At 72.4% G+C, this 20,453-nt stretch carries 22 protein-coding genes and 1 pseudogene; 15 read left to right on the plus strand and 8 right to left on the minus strand.

The window, feature by feature from the left end; genetic code table 11:
- The first annotated feature begins 112 nt into the window (after nucleotides 1-112).
- From ACWGKT_RS09090 to ACWGKT_RS09100, 3 genes are all read left to right on the plus strand, one after another.
- Nucleotides 113-1,051, plus strand: a complete 939-nt coding sequence (locus tag ACWGKT_RS09090) for a PAC2 family protein (protein WP_453273067.1) — start codon at nucleotides 113-115, stop codon at nucleotides 1,049-1,051.
- Between the two features lie 146 nt (nucleotides 1,052-1,197).
- Nucleotides 1,198-1,809, plus strand: coding sequence for a dephospho-CoA kinase (gene coaE / locus ACWGKT_RS09095; RefSeq protein ID WP_356140565.1), 612 nt, complete (start codon nucleotides 1,198-1,200; stop codon nucleotides 1,807-1,809).
- A gap of 62 nt (nucleotides 1,810-1,871) precedes the next feature.
- Nucleotides 1,872-2,252, plus strand: coding sequence for a tetratricopeptide repeat protein (locus ACWGKT_RS09100; RefSeq protein WP_356140563.1), 381 nt, complete (start codon nucleotides 1,872-1,874; stop codon nucleotides 2,250-2,252).
- A gap of 49 nt (nucleotides 2,253-2,301) precedes the next feature.
- On the opposite strand, the gene ACWGKT_RS09105 is transcribed toward ACWGKT_RS09100, so the two are convergent.
- Nucleotides 2,302-2,598, minus strand: a complete 297-nt coding sequence (locus tag ACWGKT_RS09105) for a DUF6343 family protein (protein ID WP_453273068.1) — start codon at nucleotides 2,596-2,598, stop codon at nucleotides 2,302-2,304.
- Nucleotides 2,599-2,662: 64 nt separating this feature from the next.
- Here ACWGKT_RS09105 and ACWGKT_RS09110 point away from each other — a divergent pair, with 64 nt between their 5' ends.
- From ACWGKT_RS09110 to ACWGKT_RS09120, 3 genes and pseudogenes are all read left to right on the plus strand, one after another.
- The gene (locus ACWGKT_RS09110; protein ID WP_453273069.1) at nucleotides 2,663-3,601 is read left to right on the plus strand and encodes an acyltransferase domain-containing protein; all 939 of its coding nucleotides are present in this window, start codon (nucleotides 2,663-2,665) and stop codon (nucleotides 3,599-3,601) included.
- A gap of 114 nt (nucleotides 3,602-3,715) precedes the next feature.
- Nucleotides 3,716-4,396, plus strand: coding sequence for a class I SAM-dependent methyltransferase (locus ACWGKT_RS09115; protein WP_453273222.1), 681 nt, complete (start codon nucleotides 3,716-3,718; stop codon nucleotides 4,394-4,396).
- Nucleotides 4,397-4,530: 134 nt separating this feature from the next.
- Nucleotides 4,531-4,969: pseudogene (locus tag ACWGKT_RS09120) on the plus strand (DoxX family protein).
- A gap of 79 nt (nucleotides 4,970-5,048) precedes the next feature.
- On the opposite strand, the gene ACWGKT_RS09125 reads toward ACWGKT_RS09120, so the two are convergent.
- Nucleotides 5,049-5,642: an RNA-binding S4 domain-containing protein gene (locus ACWGKT_RS09125; RefSeq protein ID WP_453273223.1), complete on the minus strand. Its 594-nt coding sequence runs from the start codon at nucleotides 5,640-5,642 to the stop codon at nucleotides 5,049-5,051.
- 232 nt (nucleotides 5,643-5,874) lie between these two features.
- On the opposite strand from ACWGKT_RS09125, the gene ACWGKT_RS09130 reads away from it, so the two are divergent.
- On the plus strand, nucleotides 5,875-6,582 hold the full coding sequence (locus ACWGKT_RS09130; protein ID WP_453273070.1) for a uracil-DNA glycosylase: 708 nt from the start codon (nucleotides 5,875-5,877) through the stop codon (nucleotides 6,580-6,582).
- Nucleotides 6,583-6,589: 7 nt separating this feature from the next.
- Here the strand turns inward: ACWGKT_RS09130 and ACWGKT_RS09135 are convergent, their stop codons facing one another.
- Entirely contained in the window at nucleotides 6,590-7,066 is a 477-nt protein-coding gene (locus ACWGKT_RS09135; protein WP_453273071.1) for an N-acetyltransferase family protein, read from the minus strand.
- On the minus strand, nucleotides 7,063-7,476 hold the full coding sequence (locus ACWGKT_RS09140) for a RidA family protein (RefSeq protein ID WP_356140551.1): 414 nt from the start codon (nucleotides 7,474-7,476) through the stop codon (nucleotides 7,063-7,065). Before ACWGKT_RS09140 ends, ACWGKT_RS09135 begins: the two co-directional genes overlap by 4 nt.
- Nucleotides 7,477-7,687: 211 nt before the next feature.
- Between ACWGKT_RS09140 and ACWGKT_RS09145 the strand changes: the two genes are divergently transcribed.
- Entirely contained in the window at nucleotides 7,688-8,419 is a 732-nt protein-coding gene (locus ACWGKT_RS09145; protein WP_453273072.1) for a DUF7873 family protein, read from the plus strand.
- A gap of 585 nt (nucleotides 8,420-9,004) precedes the next feature.
- Nucleotides 9,005-10,954 (plus strand): FUSC family protein, encoded by a 1,950-nt coding sequence (locus ACWGKT_RS09150; RefSeq protein WP_453273073.1) that lies wholly within the window; start codon nucleotides 9,005-9,007, stop codon nucleotides 10,952-10,954.
- A gap of 12 nt (nucleotides 10,955-10,966) precedes the next feature.
- Here ACWGKT_RS09150 and ACWGKT_RS09155 read toward each other — a convergent pair whose 3' ends face one another.
- The gene (locus ACWGKT_RS09155) at nucleotides 10,967-11,917 is read right to left on the minus strand and encodes an endonuclease/exonuclease/phosphatase family protein (RefSeq protein WP_453273074.1); all 951 of its coding nucleotides are present in this window, start codon (nucleotides 11,915-11,917) and stop codon (nucleotides 10,967-10,969) included.
- 142 nt (nucleotides 11,918-12,059) lie between these two features.
- Here ACWGKT_RS09155 and ACWGKT_RS09160 point away from each other — a divergent pair, with 142 nt between their 5' ends.
- The 4 genes from ACWGKT_RS09160 to ACWGKT_RS09175 all read left to right on the plus strand — a co-directional run bounded on the left by ACWGKT_RS09160 (nucleotide 12,060) and on the right by ACWGKT_RS09175 (nucleotide 15,666).
- Nucleotides 12,060-13,409, plus strand: coding sequence for an amidohydrolase (locus ACWGKT_RS09160; RefSeq protein WP_453273075.1), 1,350 nt, complete (start codon nucleotides 12,060-12,062; stop codon nucleotides 13,407-13,409).
- Between the two features lie 21 nt (nucleotides 13,410-13,430).
- Nucleotides 13,431-14,597, plus strand: coding sequence for a cytochrome P450 family protein (locus ACWGKT_RS09165; RefSeq protein WP_453273076.1), 1,167 nt, complete (start codon nucleotides 13,431-13,433; stop codon nucleotides 14,595-14,597).
- 94 nt (nucleotides 14,598-14,691) lie between these two features.
- On the plus strand, nucleotides 14,692-15,336 hold the full coding sequence (locus ACWGKT_RS09170; RefSeq protein ID WP_453273077.1) for a DUF899 domain-containing protein: 645 nt from the start codon (nucleotides 14,692-14,694) through the stop codon (nucleotides 15,334-15,336).
- A 153-nt stretch (nucleotides 15,337-15,489) separates the two neighbouring features.
- Nucleotides 15,490-15,666, plus strand: a complete 177-nt coding sequence (locus ACWGKT_RS09175) for a hypothetical protein (protein ID WP_453273078.1) — start codon at nucleotides 15,490-15,492, stop codon at nucleotides 15,664-15,666.
- Nucleotides 15,667-15,672: 6 nt separating this feature from the next.
- Here ACWGKT_RS09175 and ACWGKT_RS09180 read toward each other — a convergent pair whose 3' ends face one another.
- From ACWGKT_RS09180 to ACWGKT_RS09190, 3 genes are all read right to left on the minus strand, one after another.
- Nucleotides 15,673-17,535, minus strand: coding sequence for an ABC transporter ATP-binding protein (locus ACWGKT_RS09180; protein ID WP_453273224.1), 1,863 nt, complete (start codon nucleotides 17,533-17,535; stop codon nucleotides 15,673-15,675).
- A gap of 290 nt (nucleotides 17,536-17,825) precedes the next feature.
- The gene (locus tag ACWGKT_RS09185; protein ID WP_453273079.1) at nucleotides 17,826-18,260 is read right to left on the minus strand and encodes a hypothetical protein; all 435 of its coding nucleotides are present in this window, start codon (nucleotides 18,258-18,260) and stop codon (nucleotides 17,826-17,828) included.
- Entirely contained in the window at nucleotides 18,251-19,081 is an 831-nt protein-coding gene (locus ACWGKT_RS09190) for an ATP-binding protein (protein WP_453273080.1), read from the minus strand. Before ACWGKT_RS09190 ends, ACWGKT_RS09185 begins: the two co-directional genes overlap by 10 nt.
- A 210-nt stretch (nucleotides 19,082-19,291) precedes the next feature.
- Here ACWGKT_RS09190 and ACWGKT_RS09195 point away from each other — a divergent pair, with 210 nt between their 5' ends.
- Together ACWGKT_RS09195 and ACWGKT_RS09200 are read left to right on the plus strand one after the other, a co-directional pair.
- The gene (locus ACWGKT_RS09195) at nucleotides 19,292-20,152 is read left to right on the plus strand and encodes a helix-turn-helix domain-containing protein (RefSeq protein ID WP_453273081.1); all 861 of its coding nucleotides are present in this window, start codon (nucleotides 19,292-19,294) and stop codon (nucleotides 20,150-20,152) included.
- Nucleotides 20,153-20,428, plus strand: coding sequence for a DUF397 domain-containing protein (locus ACWGKT_RS09200; protein ID WP_453273082.1), 276 nt, complete (start codon nucleotides 20,153-20,155; stop codon nucleotides 20,426-20,428).
- Nucleotides 20,429-20,453 lie beyond the last annotated feature (25 nt).

Here is a 20,453-nt window from a genome sequence, read left to right on the forward strand (position 1 = left end):
GGTGGACCGGCGCATGAAAAGGCGGTGAGAGCTGCCTGATCAGGGACAAGGGTGGGAATGCCCAAGTCCCCGCCCGCGTTGTGGAGTACGAACACGAGGAGGAGCGGTCACAGTGCTTGATCCGCAGGGTTTGTACGCATGGGAGCCGAAGGGGCTGGCAGTCGTCGACATGGCGCTCGCCCAGGAGTCGGCCGGTCTTGTCATGCTCTACCACTTCGACGGATACATCGACGCGGGTGAGACCGGCGACCAGATCGTCGACCGGCTCCTCGACTCGCAGCCCTACCAGGTCGTGGCCCGCTTCGACCACGACCGGCTCGTGGACTACCGGGCCCGCCGCCCGCTGCTCACCTTCAAGCGGGACCGCTGGACCGAGTACGAGGAGCCCGAGATCGTGGTGCGCCTCGTCCAGGACACCACCGGCGCGCCCTTCCTGGTGCTGTCCGGCCCCGAACCGGACGTGGAGTGGGAGCGCTTCGCCGTAGCCGTACGGCAGATCGTCGAGCGCCTCGGCGTCCGCCTGTCCGTGAACTTCCACGGCATCCCCATGGGCGTCCCGCACACCCGCCCCGTGGGCCTGACCCCGCACGGCAACCGCACCGACCTCGTCCCGGGCCACCGCAGCCCCTTCGACGAGGCGCAGGTACCCGGCAGTGCCGAGGCGCTCGTCGAGTACCGCCTCATGGAGGCAGGGCACGACGTCCTGGGCGTCGCCGCGCACGTCCCGCACTACATCGCCCGCTCCGCCTACCCGGACGCGGCGCTGACCGTCCTGGAGGCCATCACGGCCGCCACGGGACTGGTCCTGCCCGGCATCGCGCACGCCCTGCGCACGGACGCGCATCGCACGCAGACCGAGATCGACCGGCAGGTCCAGGAGGGCGACGAGGAGCTCACCTCCCTCGTCCAGGGCCTTGAGCACCAGTACGACGCCGCCGCGGGCGCCGAGAGCCGCGGCAACATGCTCGCCGAGCCGGTCGAGATCCCGTCGGCGGACGAGATCGGGCTCGAGTTCGAACGCTTCCTGGCGGAGCGGGAGGGCGAGAACTAGACCGGCGGCCGACCATCAGGAGCCGGCGGGGCGGAGGACCGCCGGCAGCAGGTACCGGGCGACCGTCAGTAGCGGGCGTGGCGGGCGACCACCGGCCGGTTCGGCCGGTGGGTGCGCCATCACCGACAGGGCCTAAGCTTCCGCTCATGCTGAAAGTTGGCCTCACCGGCGGGATCGGCGCCGGCAAGAGCGAGGTGTCCCAGCGGCTCGTCGAGCACGGTGCCGTACTGATCGACGCGGACCGTATCGCGCGCGAGGTCGTCGCGCCGGGGACCCCCGGACTCGCGGCGGTCGTCGAGGCCTTCGGCGAGGAGGTGCTCGCCCCGGACGGCAGCCTGGACCGGCCCAGGCTCGGGTCGATCGTGTTCGCCGACCCGGACAGGCTCGCCGTCCTCAACGCGATCGTGCACCCCCTGGTGGGCCTGCGCTCCCGCGAACTGGAGAACGCCGCGGCCGACGACGCCGTCGTGATCCACGACGTCCCGCTCCTCACGGAGAACGGCCTCGCACCGCTGTACGACGTCGTGGTCGTGGTCGACGCGAGCCCCGAGACCCAGCTGGACCGGCTCGTGCGGCTGCGGGGCATGACCGAAGAGGACGCACGCGCGCGCATGGCCGCCCAGGCGACGCGCGAGAAGCGCCTGGAGATCGCGGACATCGTGATCGACAACGACGTACCCCTGGACGCGCTGCAGCGGCGCGTGACCGAGGTGTGGACCGACCTCCTCACCCGGGCCCGGGAGCGGGCGCGGGAATAGGCGTGGGAATAGCGGCCACCCGGCCGGGCGTTGAACCGCCCCAGTGAGGGAAGGACTTTGCCGTGCCCGAGACCAGCGGTTCGACCGGACGAACTCCGGAGACGCATGTCATCGACTTCCGTGCCGCCGAGCAACTGCTCAACGCACGGGATCCCCGTGGCGCGGTGAAGCTGCTCGACGGAGTCATCGCCGCGCATCCCGAGAACACGGCCGCGCGCCTGCTGCGCGCGCGTGCCTTCTTCGCCGCGGCGCAACTGCGGCCCGCGGAGCTTGAGTTCACGATCGTTCTGGAACGCGAGCCGGACAACGCCTTCGCGCACTTCGCGCTCGCCCGCACCTACGAACGCCAGGGACGCCCGGACCAGGCCAAACGCCACTTCCGCCTGGCCGCCGCGCTGGACCCGAACCCCGAATACCTGAAGGCGGCACGGTTCGAGTCCTGACCCGGAGGGGCCACAGGTGCCGAAGAGGCCAGAGGGAGCCAGAGGTGCCCTAGGGGTGGCGGTGCTGCGGGGGCCGTCGGTACGGCGGGCGGCTGTCCACCGGGCGGTACGGCGGGATGTCCCGTCCCGGCTGGTAGTGCGGGCCCTGCCGCATGTGCCTCAGGATCATCATCATGTCGACGGTGGCCACCAGCCACAGCACACCGCAGGCGGCCGCCCAGCCGGGACGCCCGACGAGCGCGAAGGCCGCCGTACCGAAGATCGCCCAGCCCAGTCCCCACAGGCTCAGCCACAACCGTGCCCGCAGCGCACTGCGTGCTGTCGCCGGCTCACTGCCCGTACGCATCGGGATCTCGCCTCCTTCCTCAACGTACTCTTCGATCAGGACGTTCATAAGGGGGGACCGCACCGTGCTGCCCGACGCCGACGACCTGCCCGAGCTGCTTCTCGACCTCTGCGTGCCCCACGAGGACATCAACGAACTGGTCGGGCTGCGCCGCACGGTGACGCGCGACGCCGAGGTACTGCGGCTCCTGGAAGAGTGCGTCGAGGAACTGGTCGAGGACATGGGCGGTCCCGACCGACCCTCACGGCTCACCGAGCGACTGGCCGAGGCGGCCGAGGCCACGACGGCCCTGGACGCGTCCGGCCCGACGCCACTGGGCCCCTACTTCGCGGCGTACGTCTTCCTCGCCGCCCTCCCGCACACGCGCGCGTACCACCGCGCCCGCGGCGTCCCGGCCCAGATCACCCGGCGCACCCTCGCCGATTTCGGCCGCCGCATGGCCGTCCACCGCAGGCGGCACGGCAGGGGAGGAGTGCAGTCACCGCGCTGGCTCACCCTCCACTTCCAGGGCCGGCTCTACCAGCTGGGCCGGCTCCAGTTCGAGCGGGCCCGGCTCGCGGAGCACACGGCGACGACGGTCGCGGCGGCCGGACTGGACGCGGCCGCGGGTGCGCCCTGCCTGAACCTCCACATCCCCGACTTCCACGGACCGCTGACCCCCAGCGCCTGCGACCGCTCGCTGGACCTGGCCCGGGAGTTCTTCGCCCGGCACTTCCCCGAGGAGCACCACGGGACCCTGCTCTGCCACTCCTGGCTCCTCGACCCGCAGCTGAAGCGGTACCTGTCGGCGGACGCCAACGTCATCCGCTTCCAGGAACGGTTCCGCGTCGCTCACGAGGACACCGAGCCCGCCGACACCGAGCCGGTCCAGTACGTCTTCGGCGACCCCGACATCCCGCCGCGGGACCTGCCCCGGCGCACCTCCGTGGAGCGGGCCGTCGGGGATCATCTGCGGGCGGGCGGCCACTGGTACGTCGGGCACGGCTGGTTTCCTCTCCGCTGACGGCCGCCGACCCCGGAGTTCCCGACCAGGCCTCGAACTACTCGAACGAGTGAACTGTCGGCGAAGGGGAACGGCCGTGCGGAGACGGGCCGTTGTTCGGGCATGACAGTCGAAATGCGTGAGGGGTACGAGGGAACAGGACCCGGTGCGATCACACCGGACGGCTGCGCGGTCGAGCTCTACTCGCGGCTGCCGGTGGGAGCGGAGCCGGACATCATCGCCGCGGCCGTACCGCCGGGCGCGCACATCCTGGAACTGGGCAGCGGGGTCGGACGCATGACCCATCCCCTGCTGGAACGCGGGTTCACGGTCACCGCGGTCGACGAGTCCGCCGAGATGCTGGCCCGGGTCCGCGGGGCACGCACGATATGCGGCCCGATCGAAGACCTCGATCTGGGCGAGACGTTCGACGTGGTGATGCTCGCGTCGTTCCTCGTGCACACCGGCGACGTCGAGGTGCGGCGCGGCCTGCTGCGCACCTGCGCCCGGCACGTGGCGGAGGGCGGCTGCGTGCTGATCCAGCGGGAGGGCGAGGACTACCACTCCAACGTGCCGCGCGAGCGCGTCGACCCCAGCGGCTTCACCATCCGCATCGCGTCGACGGAGCCGGTCGGGGACGGCGTCAACTCGGTCCGCGCGGAGTACGAGTTCCCGGACGCGGCATGGACCCACACGTTCCTGGCCCGTCCTTTGACGAAGGAACAGTTCGAGGAAGCGCTGGCGGAGGCGGGACTGGAGGTGGACGAGTATCTGACCCCGGACGGCATCTGGGTGCGGGCGGTGCGGGCGGCCTAGCGGAAGGGGCTGGTGCAGGGCCGGACGGGAAACTCCGCGGAATCCCGTCGGGCGGCGGCGATGAGTTCTCGGACGGGGACCGGTCTACCTCTGTGACAACAACAGGGACCGCATCATCACCCGGGAGACCCCCCATGTCCGAGACCACCACCCCCCTCACCTCCGTCACTTCCGCCTCCTCCGCCCGCGGCCGCCGTGCCCACCTCGCCCTGCGCGCGCTGCAGGTCAGTGCTGGCCCTCTTCTACGGGATCGCCAGCGCCCTGCCCAAGCTGATCGCGCATCCGTCGGCCGTGGAGTCCTTCGACAGGATCGGCTGGGGCAGTGCGGGCATGTACACCATCGGTGCGCTCGAACTGGCGGGTGCCGTCGCCCTGTTGATCCCGGTCCTCCAGTCGGTGGCGGCCATGGCGCTGAGCGCGCTCATGGTGGGGGCGTTCATCGTCCAGCTCACCGTCTTCGACGGTCAGTACGCGGCGACCCCGCTCATCCTGATGGTGCCCCTGGCCCTCATCGCCTGGGCCCGACGCGGCCACAACGCGGACCTGCTCCGACTGATCCGGCGACGCGCGTGATCCACATGCGACGACGGTGACGTCCGGCGGGCCGAGGGGCTCGACCGGACGTCACCGTTGGGCGGGGGAGGGGACAAGGTCACCGCCCCTCGGGACGCCCCCCGAATCCGCCGAATCCGCCCGACCCCCGCAGCCGTTCCAGCTCGCGGCGGTCCCGCTTGGTGGGGCGGCCGGTGCCGCGGTCCCGGATACCGGCCGGGGCCGTGGTCTCGCGGGGCGGAGGCGGCGGGGAGTTGTCGATGTAGCACTGGGCGGCGACGGGGGCGCCGACCCGCTTGCGGATCAGGCGCTTGACGATGACGATCCGCTCCCGGCCCTCCTGGCGCAGGCGCACCTCGTCGCCGATGCGCACGGAGTACGCGGGCTTGACCCGCTCGCCGTTCACCTGGACGTGTCCACCACGGCAGGCGGTGGCGCCCTGGGAGCGGGTCTTGATCAGACGTACGGCCCAGATCCAGCTGTCGATGCGGACGTTCTCGCCGTTGGCCGGCCCGGCGGCCTCGGCGGCGGCCACCGCGGCGGCGATCTTCGGGTCGGGGGTCTGCGCCTCGTCCGTGCCGTCGGTGTCACTGGTGCCGGCAGCTCCGGCGGCGTCGGCGCTGCCAGGGACCTCGGCGGTGCCCTCAGCGCGGGAGGTTCCGGCGGTCTCGTCGGCATCACCGGTGCCGGTCACTTCGTCGGCACCCGCGTCGAGGCCGCCCCCGGCCCGCACGCCGGCCCTGCCCCCGGCCCGCCCGCCGGTCTTGCCGGTCCTGCGGGTTCCGCGGCCCGTGTTCTCATCCGCATACTCGGAAGCCATGCAGCCGACCTTAGCGCGCAGAGCCGGGTGAACCGGACGTGATTTTCCGGGGGTGCCGGGAGGCCCTCACTCAGGCCCGGGCGGGCCGCGGGCCTACCGTGGAGCCATGGGAAGCACCGGCCGGCCCGACGGCCTGTCCGACCTCGACCGGCGTGTGGCCGGTTGCCGGGCCTGTCCGCGGCTGGTCGCCTGGCGGGAGGAGGTGGCCCGTACCAAGCGCGCCGCCTTCGCGGACTGGACGTACTGGGGCCGCCCGGTGCCCGGGTTCGGCCCGTCGGACGCCCGTCTGCTGATCATCGGGCTCGCCCCCGCGGCCCACGGCGGCAACCGCACCGGCCGCATGTTCACGGGCGACCGCTCCGGAGACGTGCTGTACCGGGCGCTGTACGAGGTCGGACTGGCCTCGCAGCCCACCTCCGTCAGCGCCGACGACGGGCTGGAGCTGTACGGCGTACGGGTCACGGCGCCGGTCCACTGCGCCCCGCCCGCCAACAAGCCGACCCCCGAGGAGCGCGACACCTGCCGCCCCTGGCTGGTCGAGGAGCTGAACCTGCTGCGCCCGACGCTCAGGGCCGCCGTGGTCCTCGGCGCCTTCGGCTGGCAGGCCGCGCTGCCGGCCTTCGCCGAGGCGGGCTGGACCGTGCCCCGCCCCCGTCCGGCCTTCGCCCACGGCACCCGTGTGCGGCTCGACGGCCTGGACCTGTTCGGCTGCTTCCACGTCAGCCAGCGCAACACCTTCACCGGCCGCCTCACTCCCCAGATGCTGCGGGAGGTGCTGCGCACGGCGGCGGAGACGGCGGGGCTCGGACCATGAGGCGGGCTCACGAGGAGGCACATGGCTTCCACACGTACCGCACGTCCGGCTCCCGCTCCTCGTTGTCCGCACCGTCCGTGAACTCGACGGCGACGAATCCGTGCCGCTCGTAGAAGCGGTGGGCGGGCTTGTTCACCTGGAACGTCCACAGCGTGAGGCCCTGAGGGACGCGCTCCTTGGCGAGCGCGACGAACCGGTCGCCGATGCCGCGTCCACGCCAGTCGGGGGCCAGGTAGAGCTGGGCCAGCAGATGGCCGTCGAGGACCATCACCCCCACGGTCCCGCCACCGTCGGCCGCCTCGGCCAACCAGGTCTCCCGCAGCGGCACGACCACGTCCCGGAAGTACGCGCGCACCTCGTCGTCGGAACGGGGTCGTACGACCGTGGGCAGCGCGGCGGCGAAGGACCGCAGCCAGACATCGGCGACGTCCAGGGCGTCTGACGCGGCCGCCCGCCGCAGAACGACCGTGGCCTCGTCACTCACGAGCGCGCCTGCTCGGGGACGACGGCCGTGGCCGTGATCTCCACCAACTGCCCCGTGTACCCCAGGCAGGCCACCCCGAGGAGCGTCGACGAATGCGGCCCGGCGCTCAGCCCCGACGCCTCGACCACCTCCCACACCTCGGAGAGCACCGAGGGCTCACTGCTCACCACGTACACGTCCGTGGCCACCACATGCGCCAGGTCGCTCCCGACCGACCGTAGTTGCTCACGCAGGTTCGCGATCACCCGCTCGGCCTGCCGCACCGGATCCCCCGGCCCGACGATCTCCCCCTTCTCGTCCAGCGGCACGGCCCCGGCGAGAAACGCGAGCTTCGAGCCCGACTCGACCACGGAGACATGCGAGTAGGTGGGCGGCGGAAACAACCCGGCCGCGGTGACACGCCGAATCATGCGAGCTCCTGAGGTGGGGAACGGGCAACCTGCCGATCATCCGCAGCGCAGGCCTGCGAGCGCATCCGAATTTCCGGCGGTTGCCCCTCGCGCGCCCCAGGTACGCTTCCGGCGACCCGCACACCCCGCAACCGGGTGCCGCGCGGGGAGCCGCCCCGGCCGCCGAATAATCATTCGAAGCAAAGACGTTGTCGTTGCTAACGTCACCTCCGTGGCGAAACTCAATCAGATCATCGCAGTCGAGAAAGGCATCAAGTCCAAGGCGCACCAGGACCTGACGGCCGCTCATCACGGGTTGCAGAAGCCCGCCTTGCTGGCCGGCATCTCGCGGACGTACCAGCCGAAGGACGAGGAGGGCGAGCAGTTGCCGCCCGAGTCCACGCGGGTGCAGGTCAAGGCCGAGGACGTGCTGCGCGAGACCGCGGCCACCTTGACGCGGCTCTTCGACGTGACCGCCACCAAGGACTGGGCCAACTGCGCGGCCAGGGCCGACGTGTCGGTCGACGGGCGGGTGCTCGTCGCCGACGTGCCCGTGTCCTACCTGCTCTTCCTGGAGAAGCAGCTCGTCGACCTCAACACCTTCGTACGGAAGCTGCCCGTCCTCGACGCCTCCGAGTCCTGGGTGCAGGACCCGTCCACCGACGCGTGGAAGACCGAGCCCGTGCGGACGCTGCGGACCAAGAAGGTGCCGCGCAACCACGTCAAGGCCGAGGCCACCGAGAAGCACCCGGCCCAGGTCGAGGTCTACTACGAGGACATCCCCGTCGGGTACTGGACCACCGTGAAGTTCTCCGGCTCCCTTCCCGCCCGGCGCGTCAACGAACTCCTCGACCGCGTCGAGAAGTTGCAGCAGGCCGTGAAGTTCGCCCGCGAGGCGGCGAACGGTGTCGACGTCGTCGACCAGCGGGTCGGGGACGCTGTGTTCGGCTACCTGTTCGGGTAGCCTTCAAGAATCCCCGGTCCCTTGAGGCCGGGGTGCGCGAGGAGCGCAAGCTGAAGCTGAAGCTTGTCGTGACGGAGCGGTTCCAGTGGAGGTTCGAGTCCTCCCCGCGGCATTCATCCCGTGCCGCGGTAGCCCAATCGGCAGAGGCAGACCGCGTTCAATCTCAGACTCTCGCTCCAGACTCAGCATTCGCCGCCGATCGCCGGATCGAACGGGCCCGGGCCCCAGCACGTCGAAATGCAGGTTCAAGTCCTGCCCGCGCAGCTCGATGCGCGGTGGTCCAAAGGCAGGACGCGGCGCGATAACGACTGACCCGGGTTCTCAAGTGTGCCGGCGTGCGAACATGGGCGGCATTTCCGGGCCCGGGGGCAGGCTACGCCCCCGGGTCCACCTACGTTCACGCCGTCTTCGCGTTCCGCACGCCGTCATTGCGTTCATAAAGACCGCGGCTCTCCAGCCGGTTGTCACACCGCGGAAACACGAATTCAGCTTTCCGTCCGGAAACACGATCTACGGTGGACACACCCACCCGCCCGGCCACCGTCGTCCGAAGGCACACCCCGCCCTCGTCCGGACAGGAGCCCCGTGTCCCGGAGCACCGCCCTGCCTCCCTGGCTCGCCCACGCCCTGCGCGCACAGCGCGGGCCCGTTCCCTGGAGCGCGGTGACGCGGGGCGCCCTCGCCGCCGGGCCGCTGCTCCTCGCCGCCGTCCTCGCCGGCCGCACCTCCCTCGGTGTCGTCGCCGCCATCGCCGCCATGCTCGCCGGGATCAACGACCGGCCGGGCAGCCGGCGTGTGTCGGTCGAGCGGCTCGGGGTGCCCGCGCTGGCCGGGGCCGCCGGGCTGCTCGTGGGGACGTACGCCGGGCAGCAGCTCGGCGCCGTGCCCCTGACCCTCCTGCTCACCGTGCTCGGTCTCGTCGCCGGCGGCATGAGCGCGGTCGGGCCCGTCGCCTCCGGTGCCGGTACGCAGCTGCTGGTCGCCGCCGCCATCGGCGCCGGGATGCCGCTGCCCGAGCCGGGCCGGCTGCGGGCCCTCGCCTTCCTCGCCGGAGCCGGCTGGCTGCTCGCGCTGCGGCTGGCGCTGCCCACGCCCGGCGCCCTCGCCGGTGACTACCGGTTCGACGGCGAGCGGGCCGCCGTCGCCGAGGTGTACGACGCCGTCGCCGCGCTGCTCGACGCCGCGGGGACCGACCGCGCCACTGCCCGGCGGGCCGCGCTCACCGCCGCCCTCGACCACGCGCAGGACGCCCTCACCGGGCCCCGGCTGCGGCGCTGCGCGAGCTCCTCGGCCGAGCGCCGGCTGCACGCCCAGTACGCCGCCGCGCTGCCCCTCGCCGAGGCCGCGACCGCCCTCGCCTGGGCGGGGGAGAGCGTCTGCGAGCGGGCCGCCGACGGGCCCCGACGGCTCGCCGCCGCCGTACGCGACAACACGCACACCGGGCCCCTGCCCGCCCCCGACCTCGCCCACGCTCGGCTTCGCTCGCGCGGGGGGATCCCCATGGTGCCCGCTCTCCGCGCCCTCGACGACGCCCTCCTGCACGCCGCCGAGGCGTTCGACCGCGCCGGGGGCACGCGGCGCCAGTACCCACACCGGCCCGAGCACCATCACCGGCACGAGCACCGCCTCCACACCCGCCCCCGCGACGCCCGAGCCCTCCTCCGCATCGCCCTCGGCACCGGCGGCCGCGAGTACGGCCTGCGCGTCGCCCTCTGCCTGGGCGCCAGTGCCGCCATCGCCCAGGCCCTGCACCACGCCCGCTGGTACGGCCAGCACCAGCACTGGTACTGGCTGCCCGTCACCGCCGTCTTCCTGGTCAAGCCCGACCTCGGGCCGCTCGTGTCCCGGGTCCTGTGCCGGGCGGCGGGGACCGTGCTCGGCGCGCTCGTCTTCGCCGCCCTCGCCGCCGTGCTGCCCCGGCCGACGGGGCTGGTCGCGCTGGTGGCCGTCAGCGGGGCGCTCATCCCCGTCGCCATCCGGCACTTCGCCGCCCTGACCGCCGTGGTCACGGTGCTCGTCCTGGCCCTCGTCATGGTCGGCGGCGAGCCGCAGGCCTCCGTCAGCCGGATCGGGGAGACGCTGCTGGCCTGTGCGATCGTGCTGATCGTGGGGCATCTGCCGATGCCGGGGGAGCGGGGCGGCGGCGTACGGGCGCGGCTCGCCGCGGCCGGGGGCGCCGCGCACGCCTACCTCGTCCACGTCCTGAACGACTCCGGCGACCGCACCGGGCGCTGGGCCCTGCGGCGCGAGGCCTACCGCACCCTCGCCGAGGCCCGTACCGCCATCGCCCTCGCCGCCGCCGAACTGCCCGCCCTGGCCCGGCACACCGAGGGCACGGACGCCGTCGCGGCCGTCCTCGAACGGCTCGTGGACACGACCACGGGGTGCGCCGTGCACCTCGACGACACGGGAGGCCTCACGCCGGACCACACCCGGCGCCTCGACGAACTCCTGGCGGAGCTGGAGCTGGAGCGGGGGCGATGGGGGAGGCTGGGGCTCCCGGCTCCGCGCACCGGGACGCCCGCGGCAGCCTGACCATCGGATCGGCTAGCCGATCCGCACCCACACCGGCGCGTGGTCCGACCCCGGCGCGTCCCGCCGCTCGGCGGGATCCGGGCCCACCGACGGCAGGCGCGGCGCCTGAGCGCCGGGGAGCCCGGTGCCGGCTTCCGCAATCCGGTGGGCCAGGTGATGGCTGACCAGGATGTGGTCGATCAGCTCGCGGCGGCCGGAGCTGACGCGGGAGTAACGCTGGTCGGCCGGTATCAGCGGGGCCACGTCCCACAGCCGTACCGCGTCGCCCTTGTCGGGGCGGTCGAAGCCGGGCGTGCCGAACTCGGAGCCGGGCGGGCCGAGCAGGATCTGCGTGGTCGCGGCCAGGACCTCGCCGTTCAAGTCGCCGAGGACGACCACGTCGCGGGTACGGCCCTCGCCGGCCAGCAGCTCGTCGGCCAGCGCGCGCAGGGCCGTCGCCTCGGCGGCCCGCCGGTAGAGGGCGTACGCCCCGAAGCGCGCCCGTTCGCCCTCGTCCTTGGGCACGAACCGGCCTCCGGGATACGACAGCAGCTTCGACTTGAGGTGGGACACCGCCACCGTCAGCGGCCCCGCCCCGGTCTCCGTCGCCACCGCCAGGAAACCGCGTCCCGCTTGGGAGACCCCCTCGCCCGAGTCGTCCTCCTGCACCGGGCGCAGCTTCGCCGGGAACGCGGTCGTGTCGGCCACCACCCGCAGTTCCGTACGGCTGAGGAAGCCGACGCGGATGCCACGGCCGTCGGGGTGCGCGGACAGGGCCAGGTGCCAGTCGCCGTCCAGCATCCCGGCCAGGTCCTCCAGGGCGCCGGGCTCCCCGACCTCCTGGACGCCGAGCAGTGCCGGGCCGAGCTCGGTGATGACGGCGGTGAGGGAGGCGAGCTTCGTCTCGTACGCGGCCTTGTCCTTGGGGCCGTACGGGCCGCCGGGGCGATAGAGGTTCTCTAGGTTCCAGGTACCCAGGAGCATGCCGGGCTCCTTCCAGAAGCCGGGAGGCGGGCGGGGCTGCGACAGGTCCCACGGTGCTCGCCCGGCCCGTCCGGCGACAGAGCCGTGACAGGATGCGCGGTTCGGCTCACGCGGTGCGACGACACTGCCGTACGTTGGCGCGATGACCGCACCCGCCGACCTCGTCATCACCGGATGCACCGCGCTCGTGCACGACGATCAGGAACGGATCGGGTTCCGGGAGGACGCCGCGATCGTCGTACGGGACGGGGTCGTGGCCTCGGTGACCGGGTCGGCGGCGGTCCGGGACCTCGCCGCCGCCGAGCGACTCGACGCCCGTGGCCAGGTCGCGATGCCCGGTCTGATCAACTGTCACACGCACGCGCCGATGGTCGCCCTGCGCGGCCTCGCCGAGGACCTGCCGACCGAGGAGTGGTTCAACGACGTCGTCTGGCCCGTCGAGTCCAACCTGACCGAGCGGGACGTGGAGTTGGGGGCGCGGCTGGCCTGCGCCGAGATGATCCGCGGTGGCGTGACCTGCTTCGCCGACCACTATTTCGCCATGGACGCGGTCGCGGCCGTCGTCGCCGAGTGCGGCATCCGGGCCCATCTGGGGGAGGCGTACTTCTCCTCGCAGGGGGCCGAAGGGCGGGAGAGGTCGGTGGAGTTCGCGCTGCGGCACCGCGGGAGCGCCGACGGCCGGATCACCACCGCGCTGGCCCCGCACGCCCCCTACACCGTCACCGACGCCGACCTCACCGCCACCGCCGAACTGGCCCGCGAGCACGGCCTGCCCGTTCACCTGCACGCCGCCGAGAACCGCGACCAGACCGACACCAGCCTCGCCCGGCACGGCGTGACCCCGATCGAGGTCCTGGACCGCACCGGACTCCTCGACACCGACCTGCTCCTCGCCCACGGCACCGGCATCCTCGAACGCGACCTGCCCCTGCTGGAGCGCACGGCGGGCCGTACGGCGGTGGCGACCGCGCCGCGCGGCTACCTCAAGTTCGCCTGGCCCACCACCACACCGGTACGGGCCCTGCGCGCGGCCGGCGTCCCGGTCGGACTCGCCACGGACGGCGCTGCCTCCAACAACTCCCTGGACGTGTGGGAGTCGATGGCCCTGACGTCCCTGATCCAGAAGTCCACCGAGGGCGACCCGCGTTGGCTGACGTCCCGCCAGGCCCTGCACCACGCGACCGTGCAGAGCGCACGGGCGGTCGGACTCGGCGACCGCATCGGCACGCTCGCGGCCGGACGCCGGGCCGACCTCGTCCTGGTCGACATCACCGGCCCGCACACCCGGCCGGTCCACGACCTCGCCGCCACCCTCGTGCACAGCGCCCGCTCCTGCGACGTCCGCACCACCATCGTCGACGGACGGATCCTGATGCGCGACCGCGAGCTGCTGACCATCGACGTGCCGGAGGTGGTACGGGAGTTGGAGGGGCGGCTGCCCGCGCTCGTCGACCGGAGCCACGGGCGGCGCATCCAGGAGTACGACACCTGACGGTTCCCTAGGGTGGAAGCCATGGATCTTGCCGACGGCCTCATCGACCACCCCCACGACGTCTACCGGCGCCTGCGCGACAGCGCGCCGGTGCACCGCATCGCCGGGCCCGACGGAACCCCGGCCTGGCTGGTCACCCGGTACGAGGACGTCCGCGCCGCCCTCGCCGACCCGAGGCTCTCGCTGGACCGGAGCCATGCCACCGCGGGCACGTACAAGGGATTCGCCCTGCCGCCCGCGCTCGACGCCAACCTCCTCAACATGGACCCGCCGGACCACACCCGTATCCGGCGCCTCGTCGGCCGCGCCTTCACCCCGGGCCGCGTCCAGGAACTCCGCGCGCCCGTGCGGCGCACCGCCGACCGCCTCCTCGACGCGCTCGGCCCGCACGGCAGCGCCGACCTGATCGCCTCCTACGCCGCACCCCTGCCGATCGCCGTCATCTGTGACCTGCTCGGCATTCCGGAGGACCACCGCCCGGACTTCCGCGGCTGGACCGACACCCTCATGGCCCCCGACCCGGCACACCCCGAAGCAGGCCGGCAGGCGATGGTGTCCATGCTCGGCTTCCTCACCGGGCTCCTCGCCGACAAGCGCAAGGAGCCCGCCGACGACCTGCTCTCCGATCTGATCGCGGTGCGCGACGAGGGCGACCGGCTCAGCGAGGACGAGCTGATGTCGCTCGCCTTCCTCATCCTCTTCGCCGGCTACGAGAACACCGTCCACCTCATCGGGAACGCGATCCTGGGCCTGCTGCGGAACCCCGAGCAGCTGGCCGCGCTGCGCGAGGACCCCGCGCGACTCCCGGCCGCCGTCGAGGAGTTCGCCCGCCACGAGGGCCCCACCCTGCTCGCCATCCGGCGCTTCCCGACCGAGGACGTGATCATCGGCGACGTCACCGTCCCGGCCGGCGAGACGGTCTGGGTGTCCCTGTCCGCCGCCAACCGCGACCCCGACCGGTTCCCCGACCCCGACCGGCTCGACCTCGGCCGCGACACCTCCGGGCACCTCGCCCTCGGCCACGGCATCCACTACTGCCTGGGTGCGCCGCTGGCCCGCGCCGAGACCGAGATCGCCCTGGCGGCCCTCCTGGAACGGCTCCCGGACCTCGCCCTCGCGGCGGACGAGGTGCGCTGGCGGCCGTCCCTGCGTGCCCGCGGGCTGGTCGCGCTTCCGGTGACGTACTGAACGAAACCCGTCCGGAAAATCTCGCGGCGCGGCGATGAGTTCGGCCCCTCCCGTCGGTCACCACCCCGAACGGACCGTCGTACAGGAGGGGCCCATGTCGCTTCCGGAGATCGTCTCGCGCGAGCGGTGGCTCGCCGCGCGCGCCGAGTTGCTCGCGAAGGAAGAGGCGGCCGCACGCGCGCGTGACGCGCTGAACGCCGAACGGCGCCGGCTGCCCATGGTCGAGGTCGAGACGGAGTACGTCTTCGAGGGCGGCGACGGGAAGGCGCCCCTCCTGGACCTGTTCCAGGGGCGAACCCAACTCGTCCTGCACCACTTCATGTTCGCGCCCCGGTGGGAGGCCGGCTGCCCCAACTGCGCGGCGTTCCTGGACCAGATCGGACACCTGGCGCATCTGCACGCGCGCGGCACGTCGTTCGCGGTCGTGTCCCGGGCCCCGTTCACGAGAATCCTGCCGTTCAAGGCGCGCATGGGGTGGGCGGTGCCCTGGTTCTCCTCGTACGACAACGAGTTCAACCAGGACTTCGAGGCGACCCTGGAGTGGGGCGGGAGGTACGTCGAGCGGCCCGGTGTCAGCTGCTTCCTGCGGGAGCGTGAGCGGGTCTTCCACACCTACTCGGCGTTCGGGCGCGCCCTCGACACGCTGGGCGCGACCGTCGGCCTGCTGGACCTGACGGCGCTGGGCCGGGCACCGGAAGGAAGCGATCGGGTGCGGTATCACGACGAGTACGAGGACTGACACCGACGGTGTCCGAGTTGCCGGAAAGTCAACGGATCCTCACGCTCCGCGTTGAGTGCGTGTCAAGTACGTCTCAGTCCGGCAACTGAGCGAGGCCTTTTTCCTCTCCAGGGCGTTAACTCCTACACGTACGACGCTTTCTGGAGGTGCAGGATGGTGAACGGGCGAACAGTGCTCGAACGCTTTCCCGCCGGCGGCCCGCGGGGATCGTGGCCGGCCGAGGAGTTCGCTCACGCGCGGCGTCTGGAAGGTCTGCCCGCCGAGGTCGTCATGGACCTCGCGACGGACACGTTCCTGGTGATCGTCCGCGGCGGCGAGGGCGTGGAGTAGCAGGGCTCAGCCCGCCTTCGGGGCGGGCAGCCTCGCGGTGAACTGCTCCGCCTGGAGCCCGTACAGCTCCGCGTAGACGCCGCCCCTGGCCAGGAGTTCGTCGGGCGTGCCGGACTCCACCAGCCGCCCGTGCTCCAGGACGTGCACCAGGTCGGCATGGCGCACCGAGGCCAGCCGGTGGGTGATCAGGACGACCGTCTGCCCGTTGCCGGCCAGCGCGCGGATCTTCTCGAAGACCTCCAGTTCGGCCCGGGCGTCCAGGGCCGCCGTCGGTTCGTCCACGATCAGGATGCGCCCGCGCCGGTACGCGGCCCGGGCGATGCCGAGCCGCTGCCACTGGCCGCCGGACAGCTCGTGCCCGCCGCTGAAGTTGCGGGCCAGCAGGGTGTCCAGGCCGCGCGGGAGGTCCGCGACCACCTCCTGAGCGCCCGCCTCGGCGACCGAGGTGGCCAGGCGTTCCTCGGTCAGGGGTGCCGAGGAGCGGCCGACGGCCACGTTGACGCGGGCGGTGAAGGGCCAGCGCTTGAAGTCCTGCGCGACCATCGCGATGCGCTCGGCGAGCTGGTGCCGGTCGGCGGCCGCCGCGTCGACGTCGTCCCACAGGATCCGGCCCCGCTCCGGCTTGTACAGGCCCGCGAGCAGCTTGACCAGGGTCGTCTTCCCGGAGCCGTTCTCACCCACGAGCGCCACGATGCGGCCCAGCGGGAGGGTGAGCGTGACGTCGTCGAGGGCGGGGCGGGTGGCCTCACCCGGGTAGTTGAACGTGACGTTCTCGAACCGGATCTCCTTCGGATTCTCCGGGAGCCGTTCCCCGCCGACCGGGATGGCGCGCTCGGACGCCTCGACGTACAGCCGCTGCAGATCGCCCACGAACAGGGCCTCCTCGTGCAGCTGGTTGATCTCCAGGACGAGGGTGTCGAGGCTCGCGGAGCCGGTCCGGATCGCGATCACCGCCGTACCGGCCACGGACAGGGCCATCGCCCCGGACAGCAGCAGCCCGCCCAGCGTCGCGTACGTCGCCACCGTGGCCAGGCCCGTCCAGGCCGCCGCGATCAGGCCCGTGCGCGCGGCGAGCCGGGCCAGCCGGGCCTGCTCCGCCTCCGCCGTCTCGGACATCGCCCGGAAGTGCCGCAGCAGGAACGGGCCGACGCCGTGCACACGGATCTCCGGGGCGGCGGCGGGTTCCGTGAGCAGGCTGCTGATCAGGTGTCCGGCGCGGGCGTGCTGCACCCAGATGTGGAACGACTCGTAGCGGCGCCGGGCGTTGGTCAGCGCACCCCAGGCGCTCGGCAGGGTCATCGTCACCAGCAGCGGGAGCAGGGCCGGGTGCAGCACGGTCAGCACGCCCGCCGCCGCGATGAGCGAGATGACCGCGTTCACGACGCGCGTGCCGTACATGATCATGCGGCGGGCGGATCCGGCGCCGTACTGCGCGGTGTCCAGCAGCTTGTGGAAGGCGTGGTCCTCGATGGCGGCCAGCTCGACAGCCGCCGCGCGCTCCAGGTACTGCTCGGTCGCCACCCGCTCCACCTTGGGCTCCAGGCGGCCGGTGGCGTACGTGGACGCGGCCCGCAGCAGCGTGCCGACGAGCAGGACGGTGGCCAGGGCGACGAGGGCGGGGGCGGCGCCGCGCAGCCGCGCCTCGATCGTGCCGGTGCCGATCAGCCGGCCCAGCACGCTGTTGACGGCCAGCAGGCTCACCGCCTGCACCAGGCCGCGCCCCGTCTCGGCCGCCAGCACGGTCCGCGCGGCCTTGGGATCGGCCTGCCTCGCCAGCCGGAAACTGGACGCCAGCATCCCGGGCAGCCTTCTGACCATGGCCCGGAAGTCCAGCTCCAGGAAGGCGTCCCGGTGCTGGTTCCACCCCATGTCGTAACGCAACGGCCCCCCGAACAACAGCCGTTCCGACTCCGACACCTCGGGCGCGACCCGGCCGTGCCTCTTCCCCACCACGAACCTCCCCCGAAAAACCCCGAACGGCCACTATCGCGGGCGAACCGGATCGGGGGCAGGGCGCGAGAGGGGATGGGGGGAGTGCGGGCGTACGCCGGGTGTGGGGTCGGGGGTGCGGTTCGTGCAGGCGCGGTGCCGACGCTCTCCACCGCCCGGCCCTGAGAACGCCCCGCCCACTCACCTCCTCGGCCGAGCAGGCGCGGCGTTCACGCGCTGAGGGGGCGAGTCCACTCCGGCGTGTTCCCCGTGACCCGGCACAGCGCCAGGTACAGCGGGATCGGGGGGGTGTACGGGACCGTGCCGTCGGGACGGTGGATGAGGCGGGCCGTGTCGGGGAGCTGGGCGCCGGTGGCGTAGTGGACGGGGTCCGGCCAGGACAGGGCGTAGTCGGAGTCGGCCGGGACGATCCACCACCAGCGCGTCTCGTCGGCGTACACGCATCCCACGCGCGGCAGCCGGGGCACGATCAGCGGCCCGAAGCGGGCCGGCACGGCCACCGCGTCGCAGCCCAGCGGCACCGTCATGCCCTCCGGCAGCATCAGGCGTTCGCCCGTGCCCGGCGCACGCTGCTCGCGCCGCAGTCGTACCAGCGTGTCCAGCCCGAGCACCTGGCCGGAACCGGGGCAGCCGCTCACAGCCATGCGGACCCCATCCGCTCTCGCACCGGCACCTGGCCCCCCGGACCGAACCGGGGCTCTCCCCCCTGGTGCCCCACGCGGGAGCCCATGTCGTGACTCTCCTCCCGGGACTGGGACCGGGCCGGGGTCCCCACCCCGGCCCCGCCGTCCTCCTGGGCCGCCCCCTGAACAGCCCGGCTGCGCGTCTCCCCCCGAGACGGCAATCGGTGCTGCCCCTGCCCAGGAACGCCGATACGGCGCCGGACCTCCGACTCCTCCTCCTCGCCCGAGCCGTGGGACGAGCCCGTCTTGGGACGGGCCCCCCAGCCCAGATCGTTGTGAGGGCCGGTGGTGTCGTGCGCGACGTCGGTCTGCCGCGGCAGCTCCGCCCAGACCAGCAGACCGAGCCCGTGTTGCTGGGCCCCCCAGGCCCGGCACAGGGCGTCGACGAGGAGCAATCCCCTCCCGTGCTCCTCCTCCGGCCGCTGCGGGAACGGGTGGGGCTCGCCCGGGGCGCAGCCCTCGTCGCGCACCGCTATGCGCACCGTGTCGTCGTGGTCGTGCAACTCGCACATCACACGACTGCTCGCGGTGTGCAGTATCGCGTTGGTGACCAGCTCGGATATGACCAGAGCCGCCGTGTCGCAGGTGTCCTCGCACACGGACCAGCCGGTCAGCCGGGCGCGCGCCAGGCGTCTCGCCTGGGCGGGCGAGCCTGGGTGTGCGGCCAGCTCGAAGCGGAACCGGCGCCCGGCAGCGGCCCCGACCGGGGCGACTCCCGCGGCGGCGCCGAGACCGGGGCGGTCTGCGGCGGCGTCTGTTCCTAAGGGCGCGGACGGAATCACGCTTGCCACTATCTCCCCGGCGTGAACACTTGGCAAGTGTCACTCTGAAAAATGCAGAGTGCTGTGTGACGCGGTGAAGGGCCGTGGCACACTGCTCGCAACAGCATCCTGAGCGGCGCCAGTTGGGATCATCGGGGATCGGCCGGATCCTCGAATGTGTCTTCGCATGGCGCCGCAGGGCTGTCCGGATTCATTCGTGGAGGTGGGAGCGTGAGCGAACCGCGGTCCGCGCCGACGGTGGGACAGGTCGTCCTCGGACGGCGCCTGCTGGACCTGCGGGAACGCGCCGGGCTCAAGCGCGAGGAAGCCGCCCGCGTCCTCCGCGTCGCCCCCGCCACCGTCCGCCGCATGGAGATGGCGGAAGTCGCCTTCAAGATCCCGTATCTCCAACTGCTCCTGCAGGCCTACGGCGTCGCCGAGGAAGAGGCCGACCTGTTCGTGCAGTTGGCCGAGGAGGCCAACAGGCCCGGCTGGTGGCAGCGGTTCCACGACATCCTGCCGGGCTGGTTCTCGATGTACGTCAGCCTGGAGGGCGCCGCCGCCCTCATCCGCTCGTACGAACCGCACTTCGTGCCCGGGCTGCTGCAGACCGAGGACTACGCGCGTGGCGTCCTGAAGTCGGGCGCCATCGGCCAGACCAGCCCCGAGGAGATCGAGCGCCACGTCGCGCTGCGCCTGCAGCGTCAGGAACTGCTCACCCGTCCCGAAGCCCCCCGTTTCTGGGCGGTGTTGGACGAGACGGCCCTGCGTCGCCCGGTGGGCGGACCGGAGGTGATGCGCGCGCAGGTCGACAAGCTGCTCGACGCCACGAAGCTGCCCAACGTGACGATCCAGGTCGCCCCGTTCGCCAACGGGCCGCACCCCGGCACGTACGGGCCCTTCGTGCTGTTCCGATTTGCCATGTCAGAACTGCCGGACATGGTCTACAGCGAGTACCTGACCGGCGCCGTCTACCTGGACGCGCGCTCCGAGGTGGCCAGCCACCTGGAGGTCATGGACCGCATGGCGGCGCAGGCCGCTACGGCACAACGCACGAAGGAGATCCTCCGGGATCTCCGCAAGGAGCTGTGAATGGATCGCATCAAGCCCCAGTCCGGGCCGCGGAACCGCACCGAGCGGATCTACAACGGCATGCCCGCGCGGGAGTTGGGCAGTGAGGGCTGGCACAGGCCGTGGAGCGGCGGCAACGGAGGCAACTGCCTGGAGGCGATGAAGCTGGCCGACGGCCGTATCGCCGTCCGCCAGTCGACGGACCCGGACGGACCGGCGCTGATCTACACCACGGACGAGATGACGGCCTTCATCGAGGGCGCGAAGGCGGGGGAGGCGGACTTCCTCCTCTCCTGACCGGCCCGTTGTTTTTTGGTTTCCT

The organism is Streptomyces sp. NPDC054794 (genome assembly GCF_053611585.1).